At 65.6% G+C, this 19749-nt stretch carries 15 protein-coding genes and 2 pseudogenes; 8 read left to right on the plus strand and 9 right to left on the minus strand.

The annotated features are described in order from the left end of the window. Positions 1-7: 7 nt before the first annotated feature. Entirely contained in the window at positions 8-1117 is a 1110-nt protein-coding gene (locus HFV08_RS13580; RefSeq protein ID WP_246341720.1) for an ImmA/IrrE family metallo-endopeptidase, read from the minus strand. A 207-nt stretch (positions 1118-1324) separates the two neighbouring features. Here HFV08_RS13580 and HFV08_RS13585 point away from each other — a divergent pair, with 207 nt between their 5' ends. From HFV08_RS13585 to HFV08_RS13595, 3 genes are all read left to right on the plus strand, one after another. Further along, on the plus strand, positions 1325-1729 hold the full coding sequence (locus HFV08_RS13585) for a helicase associated domain-containing protein (RefSeq protein WP_210430257.1): 405 nt from the start codon (positions 1325-1327) through the stop codon (positions 1727-1729). A 370-nt stretch (positions 1730-2099) separates the two neighbouring features. Further along, entirely contained in the window at positions 2100-2612 is a 513-nt protein-coding gene (locus HFV08_RS13590; RefSeq protein ID WP_168539238.1) for a hypothetical protein, read from the plus strand. Next, positions 2609-3154, plus strand: a complete 546-nt coding sequence (locus HFV08_RS13595) for an RNA polymerase sigma factor (protein WP_168539240.1) — start codon at positions 2609-2611, stop codon at positions 3152-3154. The genes HFV08_RS13590 and HFV08_RS13595 overlap by 4 nt, the downstream gene beginning before the upstream one ends. Before the next feature lie 144 nt (positions 3155-3298). Here the strand turns inward: HFV08_RS13595 and HFV08_RS13600 are convergent, their stop codons facing one another. Then, a complete protein-coding gene (locus HFV08_RS13600) occupies positions 3299-3982 on the minus strand; it encodes an HNH endonuclease family protein (protein WP_168539242.1) in 684 nt (227 codons plus the stop codon). Positions 3983-4652: 670 nt separating this feature from the next. On the opposite strand from HFV08_RS13600, the gene HFV08_RS13605 reads away from it, so the two are divergent. Next, entirely contained in the window at positions 4653-6581 is a 1929-nt protein-coding gene (locus HFV08_RS13605) for an ATP-dependent nuclease (RefSeq protein ID WP_168539244.1), read from the plus strand. Then, positions 6578-8236, plus strand: a complete 1659-nt coding sequence (locus HFV08_RS13610; protein ID WP_168539246.1) for an ATP-dependent helicase — start codon at positions 6578-6580, stop codon at positions 8234-8236. The genes HFV08_RS13605 and HFV08_RS13610 overlap by 4 nt, the downstream gene beginning before the upstream one ends. Positions 8237-8457: 221 nt before the next feature. Here HFV08_RS13610 and HFV08_RS13615 read toward each other — a convergent pair whose 3' ends face one another. The 3 genes from HFV08_RS13615 to HFV08_RS13625 all read right to left on the minus strand — a co-directional run bounded on the left by HFV08_RS13615 (position 8458) and on the right by HFV08_RS13625 (position 10731). Continuing rightward, positions 8458-9927, minus strand: a complete 1470-nt coding sequence (locus tag HFV08_RS13615) for a UvrD-helicase domain-containing protein (protein ID WP_168539248.1) — start codon at positions 9925-9927, stop codon at positions 8458-8460. A gap of 230 nt (positions 9928-10157) precedes the next feature. Further along, positions 10158-10388 (minus strand): helix-turn-helix transcriptional regulator, encoded by a 231-nt coding sequence (locus HFV08_RS13620; RefSeq protein ID WP_210430290.1) that lies wholly within the window; start codon positions 10386-10388, stop codon positions 10158-10160. 181 nt (positions 10389-10569) lie between these two features. Next, a complete protein-coding gene (locus HFV08_RS13625) occupies positions 10570-10731 on the minus strand; it encodes a hypothetical protein (protein WP_168539252.1) in 162 nt (53 codons plus the stop codon). Between the two features lie 897 nt (positions 10732-11628). Here HFV08_RS13625 and HFV08_RS13630 point away from each other — a divergent pair. Together HFV08_RS13630 and HFV08_RS13635 are read left to right on the plus strand one after the other, a co-directional pair. Then, positions 11629-12435, plus strand: a complete 807-nt coding sequence (locus HFV08_RS13630; protein WP_168539254.1) for a DUF4145 domain-containing protein — start codon at positions 11629-11631, stop codon at positions 12433-12435. Positions 12436-12761: 326 nt separating this feature from the next. Then, positions 12762-12865, plus strand: a pseudogene (locus HFV08_RS13635) (IS5/IS1182 family transposase); the annotation flags it as partial. Between the two features lie 149 nt (positions 12866-13014). Here the strand turns inward: HFV08_RS13635 and HFV08_RS13640 are convergent. The 4 genes from HFV08_RS13640 to HFV08_RS13655 form a co-directional block, all read right to left on the minus strand. Beyond that, positions 13015-13431, minus strand: a complete 417-nt coding sequence (locus HFV08_RS13640; RefSeq protein ID WP_168539256.1) for a hypothetical protein — start codon at positions 13429-13431, stop codon at positions 13015-13017. Next, entirely contained in the window at positions 13428-15566 is a 2139-nt protein-coding gene (locus tag HFV08_RS13645) for an integrase (protein WP_168539258.1), read from the minus strand. The genes HFV08_RS13640 and HFV08_RS13645 overlap by 4 nt, the downstream gene beginning before the upstream one ends. Beyond that, positions 15563-17215 carry a hypothetical protein gene (locus tag HFV08_RS13650; protein WP_312885594.1) on the minus strand — a complete coding sequence of 551 codons (1653 nt, stop codon included), beginning with the start codon at positions 17213-17215 and terminating at the stop codon, positions 15563-15565. The genes HFV08_RS13645 and HFV08_RS13650 overlap by 4 nt, the downstream gene beginning before the upstream one ends. A 77-nt stretch (positions 17216-17292) precedes the next feature. Further along, entirely contained in the window at positions 17293-18822 is a 1530-nt protein-coding gene (locus tag HFV08_RS13655) for a site-specific integrase (protein WP_168539262.1), read from the minus strand. Between the two features lie 28 nt (positions 18823-18850). Here HFV08_RS13655 and HFV08_RS13660 point away from each other — a divergent pair. Beyond that, a pseudogene (locus tag HFV08_RS13660) lies at positions 18851-19708 on the plus strand (ATP-binding protein); the annotation flags it as partial. Between the last annotated feature and the right edge of the window lie 41 nt (positions 19709-19749).

Here is a 19749-nt window from a genome sequence, read left to right on the forward strand (position 1 = left end):
GTTCACCTCACAGGTGGGCCGGAGTCGCAACGGCCCCGGACGAAGAGGAAGCGCACAAGTAGATCTCGTGGAACTCCTCGTGACCCAGGCCTGCCAGTTGGGCTGCATGGGTCGGATCGAGGTGGTGCTGTTGCTCAAGACGGGTTACGACCTGAGCGATGTGGTGCGGGGTCTCTCGCTGAACAGTGACTGGTTCGACGGTGCGGTAGCCGAGCGCCGACATTTCGACCATAAGGTTGCGGTACTGCCACTCGCTGACGACTCCGAGAGAGAGTGCCCGCCTGATGAGCGCGGCCATGGAAACGCCCCACCTGGCCTTGAGCTCCATCAGTCTCTGCAAGTCAATGCCTGGCTTCAGCTCGGGGAGGATCGCGTCATGCGGCATGAGGAACTCGGCCGCAAAGCGGTCGGCCTGCTGTTCCTGGAGGCGCCCCTCTCCGGGTTCCCTGTGCATCGCGACGTGCCCAAGCTCGTGCGCCAGGCTGAAGCGGAAACGGTCACCGGGTGCTGTCGAGTTGAGCAGGAAAAGCGGTGGGCTGTCGTCCGGCCACTGGCTGACGGCGTCCAATTCTGCTGTTCCTAGGTCCCGGACGACCACTGAGGCGCCGGCGCCCTCTATGACTGAGACCAGGTCGTCGATCGGTCCGTGGTTGACGCCCCACTCTTCCCGCAACGTGGCAGCCGCATCCTCGGGTGTGTCGAGGTCGTCAACCTCGATGTGGCGGAAGCCGTGGTCCTGGAGGTCGGTCAACGGTGCGGTGAGTGCCTCAACTTGTAGCCGAGTCAAGGTCAGAGTGGCATGGATGCGGCGGAGGCTCGTGGCCCCCATCGAGGCCCGCTTCCGGTGGTGGACCAGGCCAACGCCGACACCGTGAGTGTCAGTGGTGCGGCATAGCATCTCAGGTGTGTATCCGAGAGCTTCCGCGTACAGCTCAAGGCGATCGTCCCTCACCTGCAAACGGCCGGCTTCGGCACGGCTCACGTACCCCTGGGAGACCCGGTTGGCGCCGTCGAGTTGCGACATCGTGACTGCCAGGTCCGCTTGCGTCATCCCGCGGGACTCTCTAGCCAGCGCGAGCATGGCGGGCACCGCGATCTGGCCCTCGCCAGTCTTCATCGTCCACCCCTCCCATCCTCAGGCTCGGCACCAAGTATACACAGGATCATCCCTCGGTCTAGCGCTCTAAAATATTCCGCGCTGGTTCGTGATGGTGGATGTGGTGCGTGGAGGAGCGTGTCCTGCGGACGCGTATCGCCCCAGTTCTCCGTGGGTCGGCCTCCGGCGGGCCGTTGCGTCCCTGGTGAGAGGGATTCGCAAGCCTCGGTGTGCGAGCCGGGCGAGGTGCTTTGTTGGGCGCGAGGCATCGACGTCGGCACCTGGAACACCCGGCAGACCAGCCCGGCCGTCTGGGACACCCTGAGCCCCGAGCAGCGCGAGCGCCTGGAGGCCCTCGGACTCACGCGCCGGACCGACACCGCTCCCGCCACGACGGCGGCCGGGAAGAGCGGGAAGGGCACGGCGTTCGAGCGGGGCATCGCCGCGCTCGCTCAGTTTGTCCAGCGCGAGGGGCACCTGAAGGTCTCCCGCCAGCACATCGAAACCGTCGTCATCGACGGCCAGGAGCACGCGGTGAAGGCGGGGGTGTTTCTCTCCAACCACAAGAGCAGGCGTGCCCGACTGAGCGCCGAGCAGCGCGCCGCGCTCTGCATCGACTGGGCCACCACCTGACACCCCGACCAGGAACCCATCGTTCCGCGCCCCTGGGCCACCGGCGGCCGGGCGGCCGGGCGGCCGGGCGGCCGGGTAAGTAGATCGGGAACCCGCCGCTTTCTCTTGCCGGAGGACGGCGGGCTCCCGGGACAGACGTAGGCGATACGTCTGACCGTTCTGCCGAAGCCATCGGCGATTTCGTGCAACGAGGGTTCCTGTGAGTACTCCCACACTCCCCGCAACTACATGAAGTGGACAGAGCGATACAGGAGGAGAACTATGTGTGACCAGATCGTGCCGTGATGCTTAAGCCACTTTTCTTGCCGGAGGGGTGGCCAACCCGCCGAGCGGCACCTGGACAGATAGGCGATCCATGCGTAAGAAGCGCATGGGAGACGACGCGACGGTCTCCGTCGCGTCTCCTCCCGCATCACCGTTCGGCAAGATCCGGACGACGCTGTTCACCGCCGAGTTCGGCGTACTCGCGACCCCCTACGTGAGCGGTGACGCTATCCCGTACGTCGAGCCCGCAGCCCCGTACGCCTTGGGCGCCATGGCGGTGACGGTCGCTTGGCCACACATCACGTGGCTGGCCAGGCTCACCGCCCGTGGTTGCGGGGTCCTCTGCGGCAAGGCCGTCGACACCGTGCTCAAGGGGGTACAGAACCGGTGGGACAAGGTCCGCGACGAAAAGCGGCCGGAGGAGAAGGACGACAAGACCCCGGCCGACGGACCGGATGCCCAGGCGAGCGGACCGCAGGATCGCGGGCACCTTCCGGTGTCCGCGCCCGAGACGCCTGCAGCCGCCCCGCCCCGCCCGTTGTACGGAATTCCCCAGCAGACGGCCCCCACGGAGACCCCCGTCGGCAGTCTGCCCACGGGAGGGGCGGATGAAGAATGATCGAGGCGAGCCAGAAGCAGCACGACTTCACCACCTTCATCCGCGAGGAGAAGGTCGAGAAGCAGCTACGCCTGTACCTCGTCAAGAGGGGTGTCAGCGAGCACGAGGAAGGTGACATCTCCCAGTACGCCCTGATGAAGCTGTGGGAGAAGTGGTCCGACACCAAGGAGCCGTTGGCGTTCGCCTTCACCGTCGCCAAGGGGCGCTGGATCGACCTCCTTCGGTACAAGCAGCGCCACGCGACCGCTGTCGACTTCCTGGCCGACTGGATGACCGAGGTCGCGGATCCAGAGTGTGATCCAGCCCAGTTCGCCATGGAGAAGCAACTCGTCAGCGGCTTGGTCAAGAAACTGCCCACGATGCAGCGGCACGTATTCGTCTGTGCGATGCACGGCATGCCGCCGCGGCATATCGCCAAGGAGCTGCACCTCGGCGAGGCAACCGTCCGCTCGCACCTGCGTCACAGCCGCCAGCGGCTGCGGAACCTCCTTGAGGAAGACCCAGAACTCTGCCAGCAGTACCGATCGCGCTGCAAAACATAGGACGCGGGGCGGAGTATGAGTGAGGCCGGGCAGGATCATCCTGCCCGGCCTCACTGGCGTCCTGCCAGCCGGAAGTCGGAGTCAAGCGCCGTGCGCGAAGCCGGCCGGGGCCAGCCTGCGCTACCGGACCGTCGCCGAGCAGCGTCAGACAGCCGGTGTGTAGCGGACGACGGTGTCCTCGCACGGACCCTCGGCATACACCTTCAGCGCTGCGAGTTCACGGTCGTCCGCGGTGAGGTCCCAGCGGAGCTTGGTGGCCACCCACTCTCCCACGTACCGGCACTGCGCCTCCAGGGAGGGCGGCATCCAGTCCGCCGGATCCTGGTCGGACTTCTGCCGGTTGGAGCGTGCCGTCACCGCGACCAGGGAGACGTCCGCACCCTGGTCGTTCGCGTACGCCTCCCGCCGCGCCGCCGGCCAGGACGAGGCCCCGCTGTCCCAGGCTTCGGCGAGCGGGACCATGTGGTCGATGTCCAGGGAGCCGGCGGAGGTAACCTCCTGGCCGTCGTAATACGACCTCCAGGTACCGCCGGTCAGCTTGCACCCGGCCGCCACCGTCGGCGCCACCACCGCCTCGGCCAGGAGCACCTCGGCGCGCGTGTTGCACCCGTCGCCCGCGTCGTCGCCGGAGTTCCAGTGCTTGAACTTGCTGCGGGTGTAGCCGGTGCGGTCCTCCTCGGTCACCTTCACCAGACCGACCGCGTCGGCCAGCTTCGTCACCTCCGCCACCGGAGCAGCCGGGGCAGCCGCGTGCGCGGCCGGGGAGGAGAGAAGGGGGACAAGGGCGAGGGAGAGCGCGCCGAAGGTGCGCGCAAGGTTCTTGATCACCAAGGTGTTCTACCGGCCCCACCCCACCCCCGGTGAGGCCCTGCGCCTGCTGCTCACCCGCCCGGGGGAAAGGGTTCACCGGAGAAACGCTCCGCCAGGAGTCGCCGCCCCACAAGACCCGTGGCGCGGGGCCCGGCACCGGCGGCAGGGCCGCCACCGGCACCAAGAGCCCGAGCCGCTCCAGAAGACCCGGGCCTGTCCCACACCCAAACGGCGCTCTCGGGCCAGTCGGCCACCGGTTGTTGTAGCCGTCGTCGTCCGAGCCGATCCACGACCTCGCCACGGACCGCGACGTCCCCCCGCCTGTGAAAAGCTGCCGGAGTCCGGGGGCGGGTGGCGTGTGGTGTCGGTGACGGAACGTCCGCCCTGAACAGCATCGCGAGCGGAGGGGCCTGTCATGGGGCGCAACAAGTGCACGGGTATGTGGCACGCGAAGGGTGCCCGGTACGCGGTTACCGTCCGACGGCTGCCTTAAGGCGGGTTCGGCGAGTAGTCGCAGCTGACGCGACAACGACACAGTGTGACCCAAGCTGCTCTGTGTCGCCGATCGTTTCGTCCGGGTGCCGGGGTGCGTGTGCTGAAGTACGCATGGATTTCCCTCTTTGCGTGGTGCAGGTGGTCACCCCTGCGTAAAGTGATACGCAGGAGTCGACGGGGGAGGGCGGAACCGGTGAAGATTACGACGTTGCGGCTGAGTAACTTCCAGTCATTTGGCCCGGCGCCGACGGAAATCGATCTGGATGACCTGATGTACGTCCTCGGTCCCAACGGCTCAGGTAAAACCACCGTCCTCGAGGCATTGTCGCGGCTATTCAGCCCGTTGGAGGCGCAGCGTAAGATTCGCCACGAGGATTTTCATGTGCCCGCAGGTCAATCCACAGGAGATCTGCAAGCCGGGGAGCTGTGGCTGGAGGTGGATGTTGAATTCCCGGAAGCAGGAGTCGACGGGGATCACGCATCGGTTCCACCGAATTTCTCGCATATGGCAATCGCTTCCGCCGACGGGCTTCCGAGAACCCGTGTCCGATTGACGGCGTCGCTGGCGGCAGACGGTGTCATCGATGAGAAGATCGAGTACGTGCTGGAGTCGGATGATTCGGGTGATCCGACTCGCCGATCAGACATGTCTCGGTATGACCGTGGGCATATTGAGGTGCACTACCTTCCGGCCCGTCGGGACCCCGCCGATCATGTCTCGTACACGACGGCATCGCTTATCGGACGTGTCCTGCGAGCCACTGACTGGACTGCCGAGCGCGAGACGCTGAGCGGCCTTACTGCTCAGATCACCTCATCGCTGGGCGAGAACGCCACAGTAGCGAGCATTGGTGCTCGACTAGCCGACGAGTGGCACGGACTGCACCGCGGCGCGTACTTCAGGGAGCCGTCGATTGCTTTCGGGCGAGGCGAACTAGAGAGTGTATTGCGCCTACTCACCGTGACCTTCTCGCCAACGCCCAACGGGTCACCACTGCCTTACGAGCGGCTAAGCGACGGACAGAAGTCCTTGCTGTATATCTCGCTCGTGCTTGCGTGGCAGTCCCTTGCCCGGCGCGTTCTCAACGGCGAGGAGCCCTCCATTGACGCTGACCGTCTGCGCCCGCCCGTGCACACCGTCATTGCGCTGGAGGAGCCCGAGAACAGCCTCGCGCCGCAGTACCTCGGTCGAATCATCCGTCAACTACGGGGCGCCTGCACGCACGGAGACATGCAGGCCCTCATTGCCACGCATGCGCCCACGCTCCTCCGTCGCGTCGATCCCCGCACGATCTGCTTTCTCAGGTTGAACGCTGCCCGGGAGACGACGATCCACCGCATCGTCCTGCCTGAGGGGCAGGAGGCAGCCGCTAAGTACGTACGGGAGGCAGTGGAGGCCTACCCCGAGCTGTACTTCTCTCGATTGGTCGTGCTCGGTGAAGGCGACAGCGAGCAGGTCGTTTTGCCTCGCGTCCTAGCGGCCTTCGGGCTCATGGAGGACGACGCATCCGTTTCGGTGGTCCCCCTGGGCGGTCGGCACGTGAATCACTTTTGGCGCCTTCTCAACGAACTGCAGATTCCGCACGTGACGCTACTCGACCTAGACGCTGGCCGCTATCAGGCCGGCTGGGGGCGGGTGCGCTACGCGCTGAAACAAATCAACGCAGTTCGCCCTAAGACCTACACAGAAGACCAGATCGACAAGCTCCCAAAGTGGAATGATAACTGCGATTTCCCAACCCTGGTCGACTCTCGCTTCAATGGGCGCAGCCCTGTTGAGGCATTGGAGGAGCAAGGGGTCTTCTTCTCTCACCCAGTCGACCTCGACCTGATGTTGATGGCGGCCTACCCCGACGCCTACGGCGTCAGTCCTACCGAGCCGGACGGGACCACCATCGTGGCTGTACTCGGTAAGAGCCACGCGAATGAAGGCCGCCTACCCTCGGACATCAGCGCGCTCTTCGCTGATTACCACCGAATCTTCGATCTCGGAAGCAAGCCCGCTGCCCACCTGTCCGCTCTCGCCGACCTGAATGACCAGCAGTTGCTGAGGAACCTCCCCGACGTGCTCGTTCGGCTGGTCGAGCAGGTGCGCACGAAACTAGCGGAGCTACCGGAATGATCCGCCCCGATCAGTGGCGTCCCGTCGACGGTCTGGTCCTCGAACCCAACGCATTGTCGGCCGTCACCACGTCGGATAGGAACGTGGTTGTTTCCGCGGGGCCGGGCGCCGGGAAGACCGAGCTGCTTGCCCAACGGGCCGACTTTCTCCTGGGCACCGGAAGGTGCCCATACCCGCGTAGGATCCTGGCGGTTTCGTTCAAGGTCGACGCCGCCCGCAATTTGCGAGAGCGTGTTCGCCGTCGCTCTGGAGCGCGGCTCGCAGCCAGGTTTGACAGCTTCACCTTCCATGCCTTCGCCAAGCGCCTGATCGACAATTACCGTCCCGCATTGACCGGATACAACGAGCTCAACCCGGACTACCGGATTGATCGTTCCACCCGGATCATGGGCGAGCAGATCACCTTCAGCGACCTCGTCCCCCTTGCGCTGGAGATTATCGAGACCAACACGTACGCCCGAGGAGGCATCCGCCAGACGTACAGCCACGTCTTCCTCGACGAGTTTCAAGACTGCACCGACCAACAGTATCGACTGATCAAGGCGGCATTCGGTCCGACCACGGCCGTCCTGACCGCAGTTGGTGACACCAAGCAGCGAATCATGGCCTGGGCTGGCGCACTGGACGGAGTGCTGCAAACCTTCGCCGACGACTTTTCGGCTCGACCACTGCCGCTGTACCAGAACTTCCGCTCAGACCCCCGGCTGCGGCGGATGCAGAACCGAATGATCGCTCAGATGGACCCGGGAGCGGTCAGCCCCGACGAGGAGCTGACCGGAGACGAGGGCGCCATCGAAGTGCTGCCCTTCAGAACCGGGCAGGACGAGGCGCAAGCCGTCGCGCAGCTCGTTGACAGCTGGCTCCACGGAGGGACGCCACCAAGCGAGATCGCCATCCTCGTGCGCCAGCAGCCGCACCTGGTCGCTGCAGTCCTCGGCCTTGAACTTGCGGCCCGCGGCATCCCTTTCCGTAACGAACAAGACAGCCAGGACCTCACCGCGGAACCAGCAGCTGCGCTCGTTTTCAACTTTATTCGAGTGATCGCCGGCGGCAAGCAACCCGAGGCGTACGCCGAACTTATGTGGATCACTAACCGATCGAGCAGGTCCGACGACGAGGCATCTCGCTTCGACGGCCAGTTGAAGCGGATGCTCAGCGAGGCCCGAGCGGCCGTACGTGACCCTGCGTTTAAGGGGGCAGAGCCCGCGGCGTGGAGGACCCTTGTCTACGAGTTCCTGCGCCTGGTGTCGCGGTCGACGCTGACCGCGTTGTCAACCGGGTACCAGCAGGGCACCTGGCTCGACGATGTGATCGAGCAGGCGCTTGACGCGTTCGACCGGGAGCTTGCCGTTGACGGGGATGCTATCCAAGCACTCCGGCGCCTTTCGGAGATGGACGCCATCCGGTTCTTGACCATCCACAAGTGCAAGGGCCTTGAGTTCGAGAAGGTCGTTGTGCTCGGGGTCGAGGAGCAGCTCTTTTGGGGTGATGCCACTGCAGCTATATCTGCATTCTTCGTTGCAATCTCTCGCGCTAAGCAACATCTGGTGTTGACCCATGTCAGGCATCGCGATAGGCCAGAAGAGCCTGTCAAATTTTGGAGCGAGTCGCGTACGCCTCATCAGGAGTTCTTGGACTTCGCCTACGAAGGCTAAGGTTAGACCTTGTGCTTGTTGAGGTAGTGCGGCCAAGGCTGCCCGACTCGGCGAGCTGCAAGCAGGTGCTTCATTCCTTCAATCCTCGGGCCCGGCTGGAAAGGCTCGATCGTGTAGCGACCCAGTTCGGAGCGGCCTGTCTGGAACGTCAGGCCCGGAGTCAAGTGCCATGGTCCAGGAGCAAGTGGGTGAGGCTGCGGCGAGTATCGGGGCGTTCGGGTTCAGGCAGGGTTGTCGGGGTGCTGGCTGATCCAGGCCAGACCGGTGGTGTCCAGGTGGTGGCGCGCCCGGGTGACGGCGACGTAGGCCAGGCGGGCCTCTGCCTCATCGACGGGCTGGGGAACGGGGTGGCCCTGGGCGCTGACCCCATCCGTGTAGACAGGCGGCGTGAAATCAGGTGCGATGCGCACCCGGGCCCATTCCCGGCCCTTGGCCTTGTGAGCGGTGGAGACGGTGACCGCGGCCGCGTCTTCGGGAACGAGTTGGTCGACGGCCTGAAGGATGATCTCGGGGCCGTGCTCGTCGACGAGGTTGGCGAATGGCTGCAGATCGCTTCCGGCGGGGTCGTGCTCGGCAAAGTCGCGCAGTGCCGGCCAGGTGGTGAACAGCACGAGTTCGGGGTGATGGGTGCGGCGTCCCTGGATGAGGTCGCGGGCGGCTCGTGCCAGGACGCGCAGAGAGTCACCGCCGCCGACTAGCGCCGTTGCGGTCCCAGCGGCGACGAGTGCGAGAACCTCAGTCATCGCGCCGATGTTGGTCCGGCACAGGATCGCATCCGGGTGCCCGGCACGAGATCCGATCGTGGTGGGAATTTCAGGTGTCCCGGTTAGCCGGATGGGAGCGTTGCTGAGGGTGAGCCAGCGGTTGGCCTCGGTGGCGAGCGCGGGGCCGAAGCGGAAGGAGCGCGTGAGCGTGAGGTGGCGGCCGGTGAACCGTGCCATCACATCCCGAGCGCCGCGCCAGCCATAGATGGCCTGTGCCGAGTCACCGACCATGACGATCTGAGTGCGCTCCTGCTGGGCCAGAATGATTTGCTCAAGGACGGGGTTAGTGTCCTGGGCCTCGTCCAGCAAGAGGAAGTCGCCGTGCAGCACCGGCTCGGTCAAAGCCCACATCTTCAGGTAATGGTCGTGCTCGAAACGGATCGCGCCGCCGTAGGGGTCCTGCAGATCGGCCCACGCCTTCGCCGCGTACGGCAGGATCAGGTCTGCCAGTTCCGCATGATCTTCGTCCGCCAGGCCCCGCAGTCGCGGAACGTGATGGTGGGCCAGTTGCATGTCGGCCGACTGGCAAAATCGAGTCACCGTCCGCAGCGTGGCGTTGGACAGCGTGGCCGGCATCAACCCCGCCGGGCCGATGTCGGCTGGAGTGCTAAGGCCTAGGTCCTGCCCAATCTGCCAGCCGGGCCGCCTAGGAGCATTCAGGCGGCCGCGGAAGCGGTGGCCGAGCGCGGCGTAGGCCAGTGAGTGGGCCGTCTTGCACTGGACCGCCGAGGGAAAGCGGGCGGCGGCGTCCAGGGCGATGGCCCGGTTGAAGGCGAGGTATCGCCCACGCCGCAGCGGCATTTGTTCCGTGAGGAAGACGAGCGTGGACGTCTTTCCTGTGCCTGCACCTGCCTGGATGGCGAGATGGCCACCGCTGCGGAACGCCTCCAGGGCGGCAGCCTGTTCGTCGGTCGGGGAAAAGGGCATGGAACAGATCTCTCCGAAAGCTCGAAGCCCGCGCCACAGACACGTGGGCGCAGGGAAATGGCCGCACCCTGGCAGGTGCCGGAGTCAAAAGGTGCCAACGCATCCGCCCGTGTCTTGTGTACGCGCCGCCCGGTCCGCCCGATGTGGTGACAAGGTGGCGACAAGAATCCGAATCCAGCACGCGCGTACGAGAGCGTCACCACGTTCGGGTGGCCGACGGGTGGCTGTGCTCAGGCGCCGGACATCGGAGGTTCGTGCCCCGCGCACAGTGGATCCAGGAGCTCGCCCAGCGGGATGGAAAAGGCGTGGGCGAGAGCGTGCCAAGTGGCTAGCGTGCCGATCGTGCGGCCCTGCTCGATCTCGATCAGTGTCCGGCGAGAGAGACCGCTGCGCGCGGCCAGCTCGTCATAGCTCCACCCGCGCTGCGCACGCAGGCGAGCGAGCGAGTGCCTGAGGGCCATCGGGTCGGGCTCCGGCGGCGGGATGATCGTCACGAATCCATCCGACGGTGCAGACCCCTGCCCTGACAGTGCAGACCTCTGCCCTATTTATGTCGGTACGGGCCGGCTCCGATAGGGCAGAGGTCTGCACTACGGTGTCCACGTCCGGAGCCGCCCGGACGCAGGGTCGGCGGCTGATTGCTCACGGCTTGGAGGGACCGATGTCCATGGCCATGTCCGCACGTGCCTGGACCGTCACGATCAGCAGTTCGACGGGGCGGCCCGTGCTGACGTGCAGTGCCTGCCCGCAGCCGATCGTGGCCGTGGGTGCTGAGAGGGTCGTGCAGGTCCGCCGGCATCTCATGAGGCACCTCGTCGAGTCCCGGCTGCCGGCGTACCTGCGTATCTGCCAGTGCCGAGAAAGGGCTTGTGGGTGGCACAGGCGCCAGGGTCCCTGTTCTGGTTCACTGAGGCTCCTGCTGATCCGAGCGGACCGCGGCCTCACCTGGCACCTTGCGGATACCTGCGCCTCATGCGCCGTCGCCATCCCCTGCGCCGCCGCCGTTCCCGAACCTCTGCAGGAGGCGGCCGTGCACCATGTGGGGGCGCCCGTGGGTGAGGCGGTTGCGGACCTCACGTGTGAGCCCGTCGAGTGGGTAGAGGCGCTGTGAGGCCGCCCTCGAAGCCGAGCTGCTGGAAGCTTCGGTCTTTCCTTGACCGTCAGAGTTGCTCAGGAGGATCCCTCTACGGCAACCAGAACCGACCTGGCGCTTGTTAGTGCGGACGAGCAGGTTCTGGCTCGAGCCGGGTGGCCCTGTGTCCGGCGGGGTTAACCCTGTTCTCGCACAACTAAGGCAAGGCGGCGCCAATGGGTGAATGCCCTGTTCAGAAGCCAGGGCTGCCATGTACGTGGACGTCCGGCGACGTTCCGTTGTGCGCGATAGTGCAAGCCGAGCAGGCGCAAGGACTCCCCTCTACTCCTCGCTAACCGCTACGGCCGCAAGGCGCCCTGACGCTCGCAGTTGGCGAAGTTGAAGCACTGGTACAGCTGGTTACAACGAGGCGTCCGACGTGTCGGCGGTGCGGTGCCGAGCGCGTGGCGCTGATGGTTGGACTGCTCGTGGTCAAGCGCACGGCCACGGTCTCGGCACTGCCGCTGCTTGGTTACTGCCACGGCCTCGGGGGCAAAGCGGAGCCGCCATCTGCTGATGGCTTGGGGAAAGTCTGGGTGAGGTGAACCCCGCGGTGAGACACTACGCGGATGGCGATGAAGCACCTGGCAGATCTGCGGCAGTTGGAAGACGGGTTCACCGAGACAGATGGTTGGCCGAATCTTCCCTGCCCCGCTTGCCTGGCAGGCACGCTTGCCCCCAAGGACAGCGATGCCATGATCACAGAGCAGTCACGACTTAGCCGCGAGATGCGCGAGATTCCTGATGCAGAGCCCGACTGGATCAGTGGCTATTTCCATGGCTCACTGCAGTGTCGTCTGCCATCGTGCGGCGAGATCGTTGCAGTCGCGGGAGAGTACCAGGTAAAGGTGGGGGCTGGACCTCATGAGTACCAGGGCGAATTCTACGGGAATTCCTATAAGGTGCAGTGTTTCGTTCCAGCCCTCTCGCTCATCCGCGAGGACCAGGCTTTTCCGCAACGTGTAAATGATCTGATCGTCGCAGCTTCGGCGGTGCTCTGGATGGATCCCAGCTCTGCCGCGAACCGCGTCCGAGCAGCGATCGAGGAGCTCCTGACTCTGCAAGGCGTACCTAAATCACACATATCAAAGAGCCGCAAGCGCATCAGATACACAGCGCACAAGCGCATTGAACTGTTGAAAGAGAGGAAGCCGAGGTTCACTGAGGCCGCGGGCCTGCTAATGGCTGTCAAGTGGATCGGGAACGACGGCAGCCACGGTGGTGAACTCACTGTCGGTGAGGTGCTGGACGGTGTGGAGTTGCTGAACCACGCGCTGGAGCTGATGTACGACACGAGTGCGGCTGACCTTAAGCGTAGGGCGGCTGAGATCAACAAACGCAGGGGCATCCCACGCAAGCGGGCGGCGAAAATCTAGGGCCTGGAGTTGCGGTCACTTGGCCGGAAAAAGGAATTACCCGGCATGATGCCGGGGCTTGTAGGTTTCAGGCTGCTGTGACGGCGTCGAGGAGGTGAGGCCCATGAACGTTGTATCGACGTGCGGGCTCCTCCCTTTCTGTTGTGGTCGGCGATTGTCATAGATGTCGCCGCTGCCCTCGAAAACAAGGCACGCCTGTAATTCGCCGCCGATTCATCTTCGAACGGCATGGTCGAGCGCGACTTCACTGAACCTCTTTCATCCTGGGCTGCCGGGTGAACCGTGCTGGTCAGGGGTGGTGACATGGCGAAGCCCCTCGTCGCGGTGTGGTGATCTCGCTCAACACGCCGACGGGCGGGGGGCTTCGTTGGTTCCGTATCCTTCCACGCTCGATGTCCCGCATGAGCTGGTCGAGCATGTCTCGTGGCTCACCTACGCTCGAAAGGGCGCCGAGCTGGGCGAGCGTGTCGTTCTTCCGCAGGTGGGCGAGCGCGAGCTAGGGCCTGCCGAAGCAATTCAACTTCCGTCAACGGGTGCCTTGCACGCGCAACGCATTCGTACGCCGCGGCGGATGGAGCGTCAGGAGTCGAGCGGGCGAAACGGGATGACGTTGTCCGCAGCCAGGAGGCCCGGCGACGGCTGTGGTGCGTGCTGCTGATGGGTGAGGACGGCATTGGCCAGCGTCAGATTGGTCACCAGCTGACGCAGTTCCTTGAGTTCCTTCTCCTTGTTGTCGAGGGTTTTCCGGAGCTTGGCGACCGTCTCCCGAAGCCGCTGCTCCGGCTCCGGCACCTGCTGGGTCTCGGCGCGGACCCGCTGGTAGAACTCGTTCTTCAGGTCGACATGGCGCTTGAGCAGTGCCATGCGGTGGACGCCGGCCTCTACCGCGAGCGCGGTGGCGGTGAGGCCGCCATTGGAAACGGTGGCCTGTCCAGCAAGGAGTCGGTTCATTGCCTCGCGAATGCGGGTGCGTTCGTCGTGGTGCTGTGGGTTCATACGAGGTCCTCGGCGCTCTGGGCGGCGGCGTCGTGCGCGTCGGCGGCGACGCGGAGGTTGTTGGCGTTGCGCCGAAGACGCCTGGCGATCTTCTCGGGTGAAGCGGACGCCAACTGGTCAATCTCATCGGCCCGTTCCCGCATGCCACGGGCGTGGCCATCGGTGCGGGCGGTGTTCCCGCAGCCTGTCTGACAGGCGTACTGCCTCGGTGCAGTGGCGTCCGGTTCGGGCTCGCAGAGCGCATTGTCATGCTTAAATGCGCAGATCAGGAACGCGTCCGGGTTGTCGTAGAGCACGACACCGTCACGGGCCAGGAACTTGGCCGCTTTCTTCACGAACGTGCGAGGGACGATCCGCCCTTCGAACCGGGGGGTCGACGCAGCAGCGGTGATCGCCCGGCGGGCGGCAGGGCCAGAGATCTTCTCTCCGTCGGCGAGACGGTCGCGTAGGCGAGCGGCGGTGTCTGCGGCAGCCAGCGCAGTTTCGACGTCGAGGACGCTGTGGACGCCGCCCCGGCTACGGGAACCGTAGGCACTGGACGTGCGGGCGTCCAGGACGGTGCGCATGTGCCCGTACTGAATCGCCAGCGCGATCAACCCGCCCGGGCGGCGTGCGATGTGCCAGGCCAGAGTCCTTCTGAACCGCGCCATCCCGATGGCTCCGTGCGGATCTTCGGGGATGACCTGGTCGGGCAGGTGATGGACGTGCGCCTCGTGGTTCGCCCACGCCACGAAGTCTTCAGTCCGGTCCCTCAGGGACGAGCCTTTCAGCGCTCCGTGAAGGCGGCGCCGGTAGAGGTAGTCGTGGTGGGAGGCGCTCAGCAGCAGTTCCCCCGGGGGCACCATGCGTTCGAGGACACGGATGGAGTGCACGACGGGTGTGATGGCAACCCACGGAACCTCACGTTCCTCACCGGCTGATATGTGGTTGCCGTCAGTGTCGGTGACGTTCTTGTAGTGATGGCTGCGGATCAGGTGACGACCAGGTGTGCCGTCGTCGGCAGGCTCCGGGTCAGGACAGCAGCCGGACCGCAGACCCTGCACTTCCTGCGGACGCATACCTGTCAGGTAGAGGCAGATGATCACTGCTGCGGTGCCGAGGTGCCGCATGAGCTCGCCGGCCTCGTCGAAGTCCATGTGCTCGCGCCAGGGATTCCCGTTGATCCGCCCGGTGACCGGCACCGCCAAAGGACAGGGGCCCGGCCGTGCGTTGGCCACGTCCGAGAGGCGATGCCGCTCGTTGAACCGGTCGACCTGGGAGAGGCTCGCCCCGGTGAGGGCGGCCACGTATGTGCGCGCCAAAGTTCGCCGGCCGTGCATCTGCACGGAGGGAAGCGGGTCGCCTGACCGGGCCGCAGGAAGCAGGAGACTGGCGAGGGCTGCCAAGCCCTCTGGGCCGGCCTCGTTGTTCGCAGCCGTGGCGAGCAGGCGCTCACGCGCCTGCCAGGACGCGAGGATGTCGTCGGCGAAGTCGTCAACAAACCGGATCGCCCAAACCAGCAGGGGACCGAGGACCCGCGGGTCGAGCGGTTCCATGCTGTTCTCTCCGCGCGAGCCATCGGCCGAGGGAAGGTAGTCGTCAACCCCCTCCTCCTCCCAGGGAGGCCGGGTGATGCCCGCAGGGCGGGCACTGAGCTGATCGAATGCCCACAGATCCGTCAAGCGCGAGCAGATCTTCTCCCCGCTGCCACGATTCACACCGTCGGCCAGGCGCTCGGATATATAGGCGCGCCACACATCCTGGGTGCAGGCATCGAGGCTCGTGATGCGGCGTACGTGCAGCCAGCGCGCCAGCCTCAGCCACTCGTAGCAGGTGTCCCGCATATCCGCAGCGGATGTCCTGGCTCGGGCACGCGCCCCTCGGTCCTGGAGATAGGTCGGCCGGAGCCTGCCGTTGATCATCGTCCAAGTAGCGAGTTTGACTTGATCGAGGAAGGGGGCCGGGCAGCCCCTCCAGTAGATCGTGAACAGCCCGGTGCCGGGATTGTCGATGAGCGGGGCCAGGGGCCAGATGGCTGCGCTGTAGCGGGCATTGGCGTGCACATTGCCGGGCTTGATCCACTGCGGCAGGATCGCTGGGCTTTCCGGTCCGGGAAGGGACAGGATGTAGGGGTCGGCTTCGGCAAGGCTGGTCATGGCGCGAGGTCTTCCTTCAGCAGAAGCCGAACAATCGTGCGGTCGTTGTCGCTGACCCGGCCAGGGTCCGCCGTCCAGGCGGTCAGACCGATCGTGTCGCGCAGGCTCTCAAGCCTCAGCACGTGATCGCCCCAGCGCTCACGGAACCTGCGATCGTCCGTAACGGACCGCAGACTCAGGATCTGCTGGTATAGGTACGCGAGCCGCGGGTGATGGCCGGGGTGGACATGGGCGTTGGGACAGGCGAGACAGAGCAGGAAATCTGCCCCGCAACCCCCCTCGGGAGCTGGCCAAGGACTGGAGCTTTCGTCCTCGCAGTCCGCTGTTACCGTCTCTTGATGGCTCGGGTCCGGCGAATGCGCGATCTTCCCGCCGAAGACGGTGGAGCGGGCGTGATCCCAAGCCTCCAGAGCACCAGCTTCGAAGACACCACGAGAGGCCTTTTGAACCTGCGGGTCGGGCAGAACGTAGATGCTCTCGTGGGTGCCCTGCGTGTGCTGCAAAGGACGGCCCAGATGAGTCACCGTGGTCCGGCGAGCCCGCTGGAACGGCGAACCGCCCAGTCCCTGGCCGCGCGCCCACCACGACGCCAGATCGTCCGGGATTCCGAAATCGAGAGGGCCAATCGAGGCGGGCCGGTCCAAGTCCCCATGCTTCTTCTCGGGTCGGTGGCTGCGAGCGACCATCAGCAGGTCAGTCCCCGGCACCAGCGCGTTGGCGAGTACACGGCCGTGAGCCGTGGCTGCCAGAGCCTGGGTAACCAGCCTCCCGGGGGAGTCGGCCCCTGAATCGGTTACATTTTCGGTGGAGAACCACCGCCCCTTACCTGCGCGGTGCTTTTCGACCTGAATCTGGTAGGTCACCGAGGTCGTCTCGCCGGCCGACGGCGCCGCGGTCGGCACCGGCATGAAGTCGTACTGGGACAGATTCCATCCGAACTGGTCGGTCAGCAGTACTGCTAGCGCCGTGAGCTCCGAGCGGTCCAGGAACAACCGGCCCCAGGTCTCCTCCGAACGGCTGCCCCCCAGCAGCCCGCGATGTGTCACGTGGACCTGCCCGCCCGGATAGGTCGTGCGCGACACGTCCCCCGTGCGGGCGGTGTGATCGAGAATTTTCCCGATCTTCCACTCTCGGCTGCCCGCAACAAGATGGCCCGCCCGCCACTCCTCCAGCAGTCGAGTGTTCTCGCTGATCCGGAGAAGGGCCGCGCGGAACTGGCGCCGAGCGGTTAGCACCACCCGATCCCGCTCGGCCTGCTTATAGGACTGCTTACTGGGTGCCGGCGATGGAATCCGGCGGGCCAGTTCTTCCGCCACAGGCCCGGCACTGAGCCGCGGATCCTGCCGCAGCAGGGTACGCACCATGCCGAGCTTGCCTCTGCCGCTGTTCGTGTCAATGTGCTTATCCCGCCAGCTCTGCAGCGCGGCGACCGTCAGACCGTCAAGGTCATCGGGCGGGCACTCCAACGAGGCGACAAACTGAGCGAACAGCCCGATCTTGCTCCAGCAGGTGTTTGCCGTCCGGTGACTGGTCCAGTTGCGCGACTGGGCGGCGAACGCTGCGGCCAGCGAGCGCTGCATCGGTGCAGCCACCTCAAGGTCGCCGAAGTCGTACTCCGCCTTGCGGCCGGCCTTGTTGGTGACCGTCACGACGACAGACCCTGGGACCAGCGCCGGCTCGACACGATGGTCGGGAGGCGGTGGGCTGGCCCTGTGCCCCCGCCGGCTCACGACACTGTCCCGAGGAGCAGGTCGATGTCCTGGATGCCCGCCGTCTCCCGGGCCAGCCGGGCGAACACGCCGTCCAGATCCTCGACATCCTCGCCCTCATCAGTTGTCTCTGCAGCGGCGAGGATCGACTCAAGTTGCAGATGCGCGACCGGCGCGAGGTAGTGCCGCTTCGTCGTCTCCACGTCCGCATGCCCCAGCAACGTCTTCACCAGCCACCATGGGTCGCCGAACAGCAGGGCGAAGTCCCGTCGGTCCTTCTTAGTCAACCCGTAGCGCTCCTCGAACAGCTCGTTCAGCAAGATCAGCATGTAGAGCGCCATCGAGTGCCGGCAAGAATGCGGCGTCATGTACGGGGTCTTGCCCTGCACCTCCGCCAGCCTGAACTGCCGCCGGATCGTTCGTTCTTCCTCTGCCAGGAGGGCCGTCTCGCAGCGCAGATTGGCCATCCGGAACACGCCGTTCCATCGGTCCGGGGCCATCGGCAGACCCTGTTCCGTCAGCCACAACCACGCTGGCTCCGGCCCCTCTGGTCCATCAACGAACAACCACTGCCGCTCACGCCAGCCCAGACGGCTGAGCTCCTGGCCACCGACAACGCCGTCCGAATCCACCCACTCGACCTTCGGTTTCAGGCCATGCGTCACCCCGGTGACCAGCCGTATCATCGGCAGACGCTTGTAGCGGCCTGCCTCTTGGGCCCGTTGCACCACCCACGCCCGCTCCGATTCGACGTACGCCTCGACCTGGCCGACGGAATCCACTGACGCGTAATACGTCCGGCTGTTCTTCGACCTGGTCACCGCGCCAGCGATGCGGGCATGCATATAGCGGCCATGGCGCAGGCGCTGAGTCGGTAGCTCGAAGACGAGCAACGATCCGCCTTCTTGCCGCCGCAGGCCCGAGCTCAACAGCAGCTGCACGAAGCTCGTGTTCCGCAGCTCAGTCCGTGATTCCCACGTCGGCGCCGCAAGACCGGCGAGGGTGTGACCACGCAACCCGATGTCTGACCACAAGCCCCAGGTCCGCGGGGTCCCCCATGACACTCGTGAGCTGACCGAGTCCGTCGCCCGGTCCTCGCTTCGCGAGACATCCACCGGCAAGGGATAGACCTTGCCCCACTTGAACAGTTTCGTGAACGCCGCAGCCTCGCGGTTCCACTTTGTACCGCTGATCCGGACTGGATTCTCAGGGGCATCGCAACGCCAGTCCCGGTAGTCCTCCAAATCCCGCGGTGTCGCTTCCCTCCACGTCAGCCCACGCGAGGACAGATAATTCAGCAGCAGGCGGTAGTCCGTCCCATAATTCCTCTTCGTCTCCCGTTCCAGGTTTCGGAAGACCGTGGACATTACGAGATCCAAGAAATCCCGGTCCACCGTGCCGTCCGGCCTGACATACACAGGATCGCCCGGCCTCAGGCCTATACGGGCCACCGCCTCCGGCAGATCATGCACCCCGAAGCTACCGTCCGAGGGCGGCGTCCCCCACTGCCCCGGACCTGGAACCCACACCACGTGCCACTCGCTCAACTCAGTTTCCTCCCTGCGCGCTTGAACAGATCGCATCATCAGGGAAGTAACGAACTCCGGCGCCGAATGGCCGCAGAAGAAACTCACCATCGGCCTCAGCCCCGCCTCGGTACCCAAGAGCGGCAGTGGCTTCGACCTCGCCGTGGCCAGCGCAATCCTCGCCGCCGCGGGCCGCCTCGACCCGCGCGCCCTCGCCGACATCGTCATGATCGGCGAACTCGGACTCGACGGACGGGTACGCCCCGTGCGCGGCATCCTGCCCGCCGTCCTCGCCGCCGCCGACGCGGGCTGCCGCCAGGTCGTCGTCCCCGAGAGCGCCGCCGCCGAGGCCGCACTCGTCCCCGGCGTCTCCGTACTCGGCGTACGCAGCCTGCGCCAGCTCATCGCCGTGCTCAACGACGAACCCGTACCGGAGGAAACCCAGGCCCCCGAAGCCCTGCCCGCCACCACGCTCACCGGCGGCACAGGACTCGCCGCCCTCGGCACCGGACTCGGCAACACCGCCCACGGACGCCGCGGCCACGACCTCGCCGACATCGTCGGACAGCACACCGCCCGGCTCGCCATGGAAGTCGCCGCGGCGGGCGGCCACCACGTCCTGTGGACCGGACCACCGGGCGCCGGCAAGACCATGCTCGCCGAACGCATGCCGACCCTCATGCCCCCGCTCACCCGCGAGGAGTCCCTGGAAGTCACCGCCGTCCACTCCATCGCCGGCATCCTGCCGCCCGGCAAACCCCTCATCGACACCGCGCCCTACTGCGCACCCCACCACTCCGCGACCATGCAGTCCCTGGTCGGCGGCGGCCACGGAGTCGCCCGCCCCGGCGCGGTCTCCCTCGCCCACCGCGGCCTGCTCTTCCTCGACTTTAGCGACCACCGGCTGCGCGTCCGTGTCACCCGTTTTGGTGAAGGGCGACTGCTTCG

Source organism: Streptomyces physcomitrii (assembly GCF_012273655.1).
Taxonomy (GTDB): domain Bacteria; phylum Actinomycetota; class Actinomycetes; order Streptomycetales; family Streptomycetaceae; genus Streptomyces; species Streptomyces physcomitrii.

What these genes read in the sequence shown, in the direction of transcription:
- HFV08_RS13630 (WP_168539254.1), top strand. Translation starts at nt 11,629, where the DNA reads ATGGCGATGAAGCACCTGGCAGATCTGCGGCAGTTGGAAGACGGGTTC.
- HFV08_RS13620 (WP_210430290.1), bottom strand. Translation starts at nt 10,388, where the DNA reads ATGGCCCTCAGGCACTCGCTCGCTCGCCTGCGTGCGCAGCGCGGGTGG.
- HFV08_RS13580 (WP_246341720.1), bottom strand. Translation starts at nt 1,117, where the DNA reads ATGAAGACTGGCGAGGGCCAGATCGCGGTGCCCGCCATGCTCGCGCTG.
- HFV08_RS13640 (WP_168539256.1), bottom strand. Translation starts at nt 13,431, where the DNA reads ATGAACCCACAGCACCACGACGAACGCACCCGCATTCGCGAGGCAATG.
- HFV08_RS13625 (WP_168539252.1), bottom strand. Translation starts at nt 10,731, where the DNA reads ATGAGATGCCGGCGGACCTGCACGACCCTCTCAGCACCCACGGCCACG.
- HFV08_RS13590 (WP_168539238.1), top strand. Translation starts at nt 2,100, where the DNA reads ATGGGAGACGACGCGACGGTCTCCGTCGCGTCTCCTCCCGCATCACCG.
- HFV08_RS13595 (WP_168539240.1), top strand. Translation starts at nt 2,609, where the DNA reads ATGATCGAGGCGAGCCAGAAGCAGCACGACTTCACCACCTTCATCCGC.
- HFV08_RS13610 (WP_168539246.1), top strand. Translation starts at nt 6,578, where the DNA reads ATGATCCGCCCCGATCAGTGGCGTCCCGTCGACGGTCTGGTCCTCGAA.
- HFV08_RS13615 (WP_168539248.1), bottom strand. Translation starts at nt 9,927, where the DNA reads ATGCCCTTTTCCCCGACCGACGAACAGGCTGCCGCCCTGGAGGCGTTC.
- HFV08_RS13645 (WP_168539258.1), bottom strand. Translation starts at nt 15,566, where the DNA reads ATGACCAGCCTTGCCGAAGCCGACCCCTACATCCTGTCCCTTCCCGGA.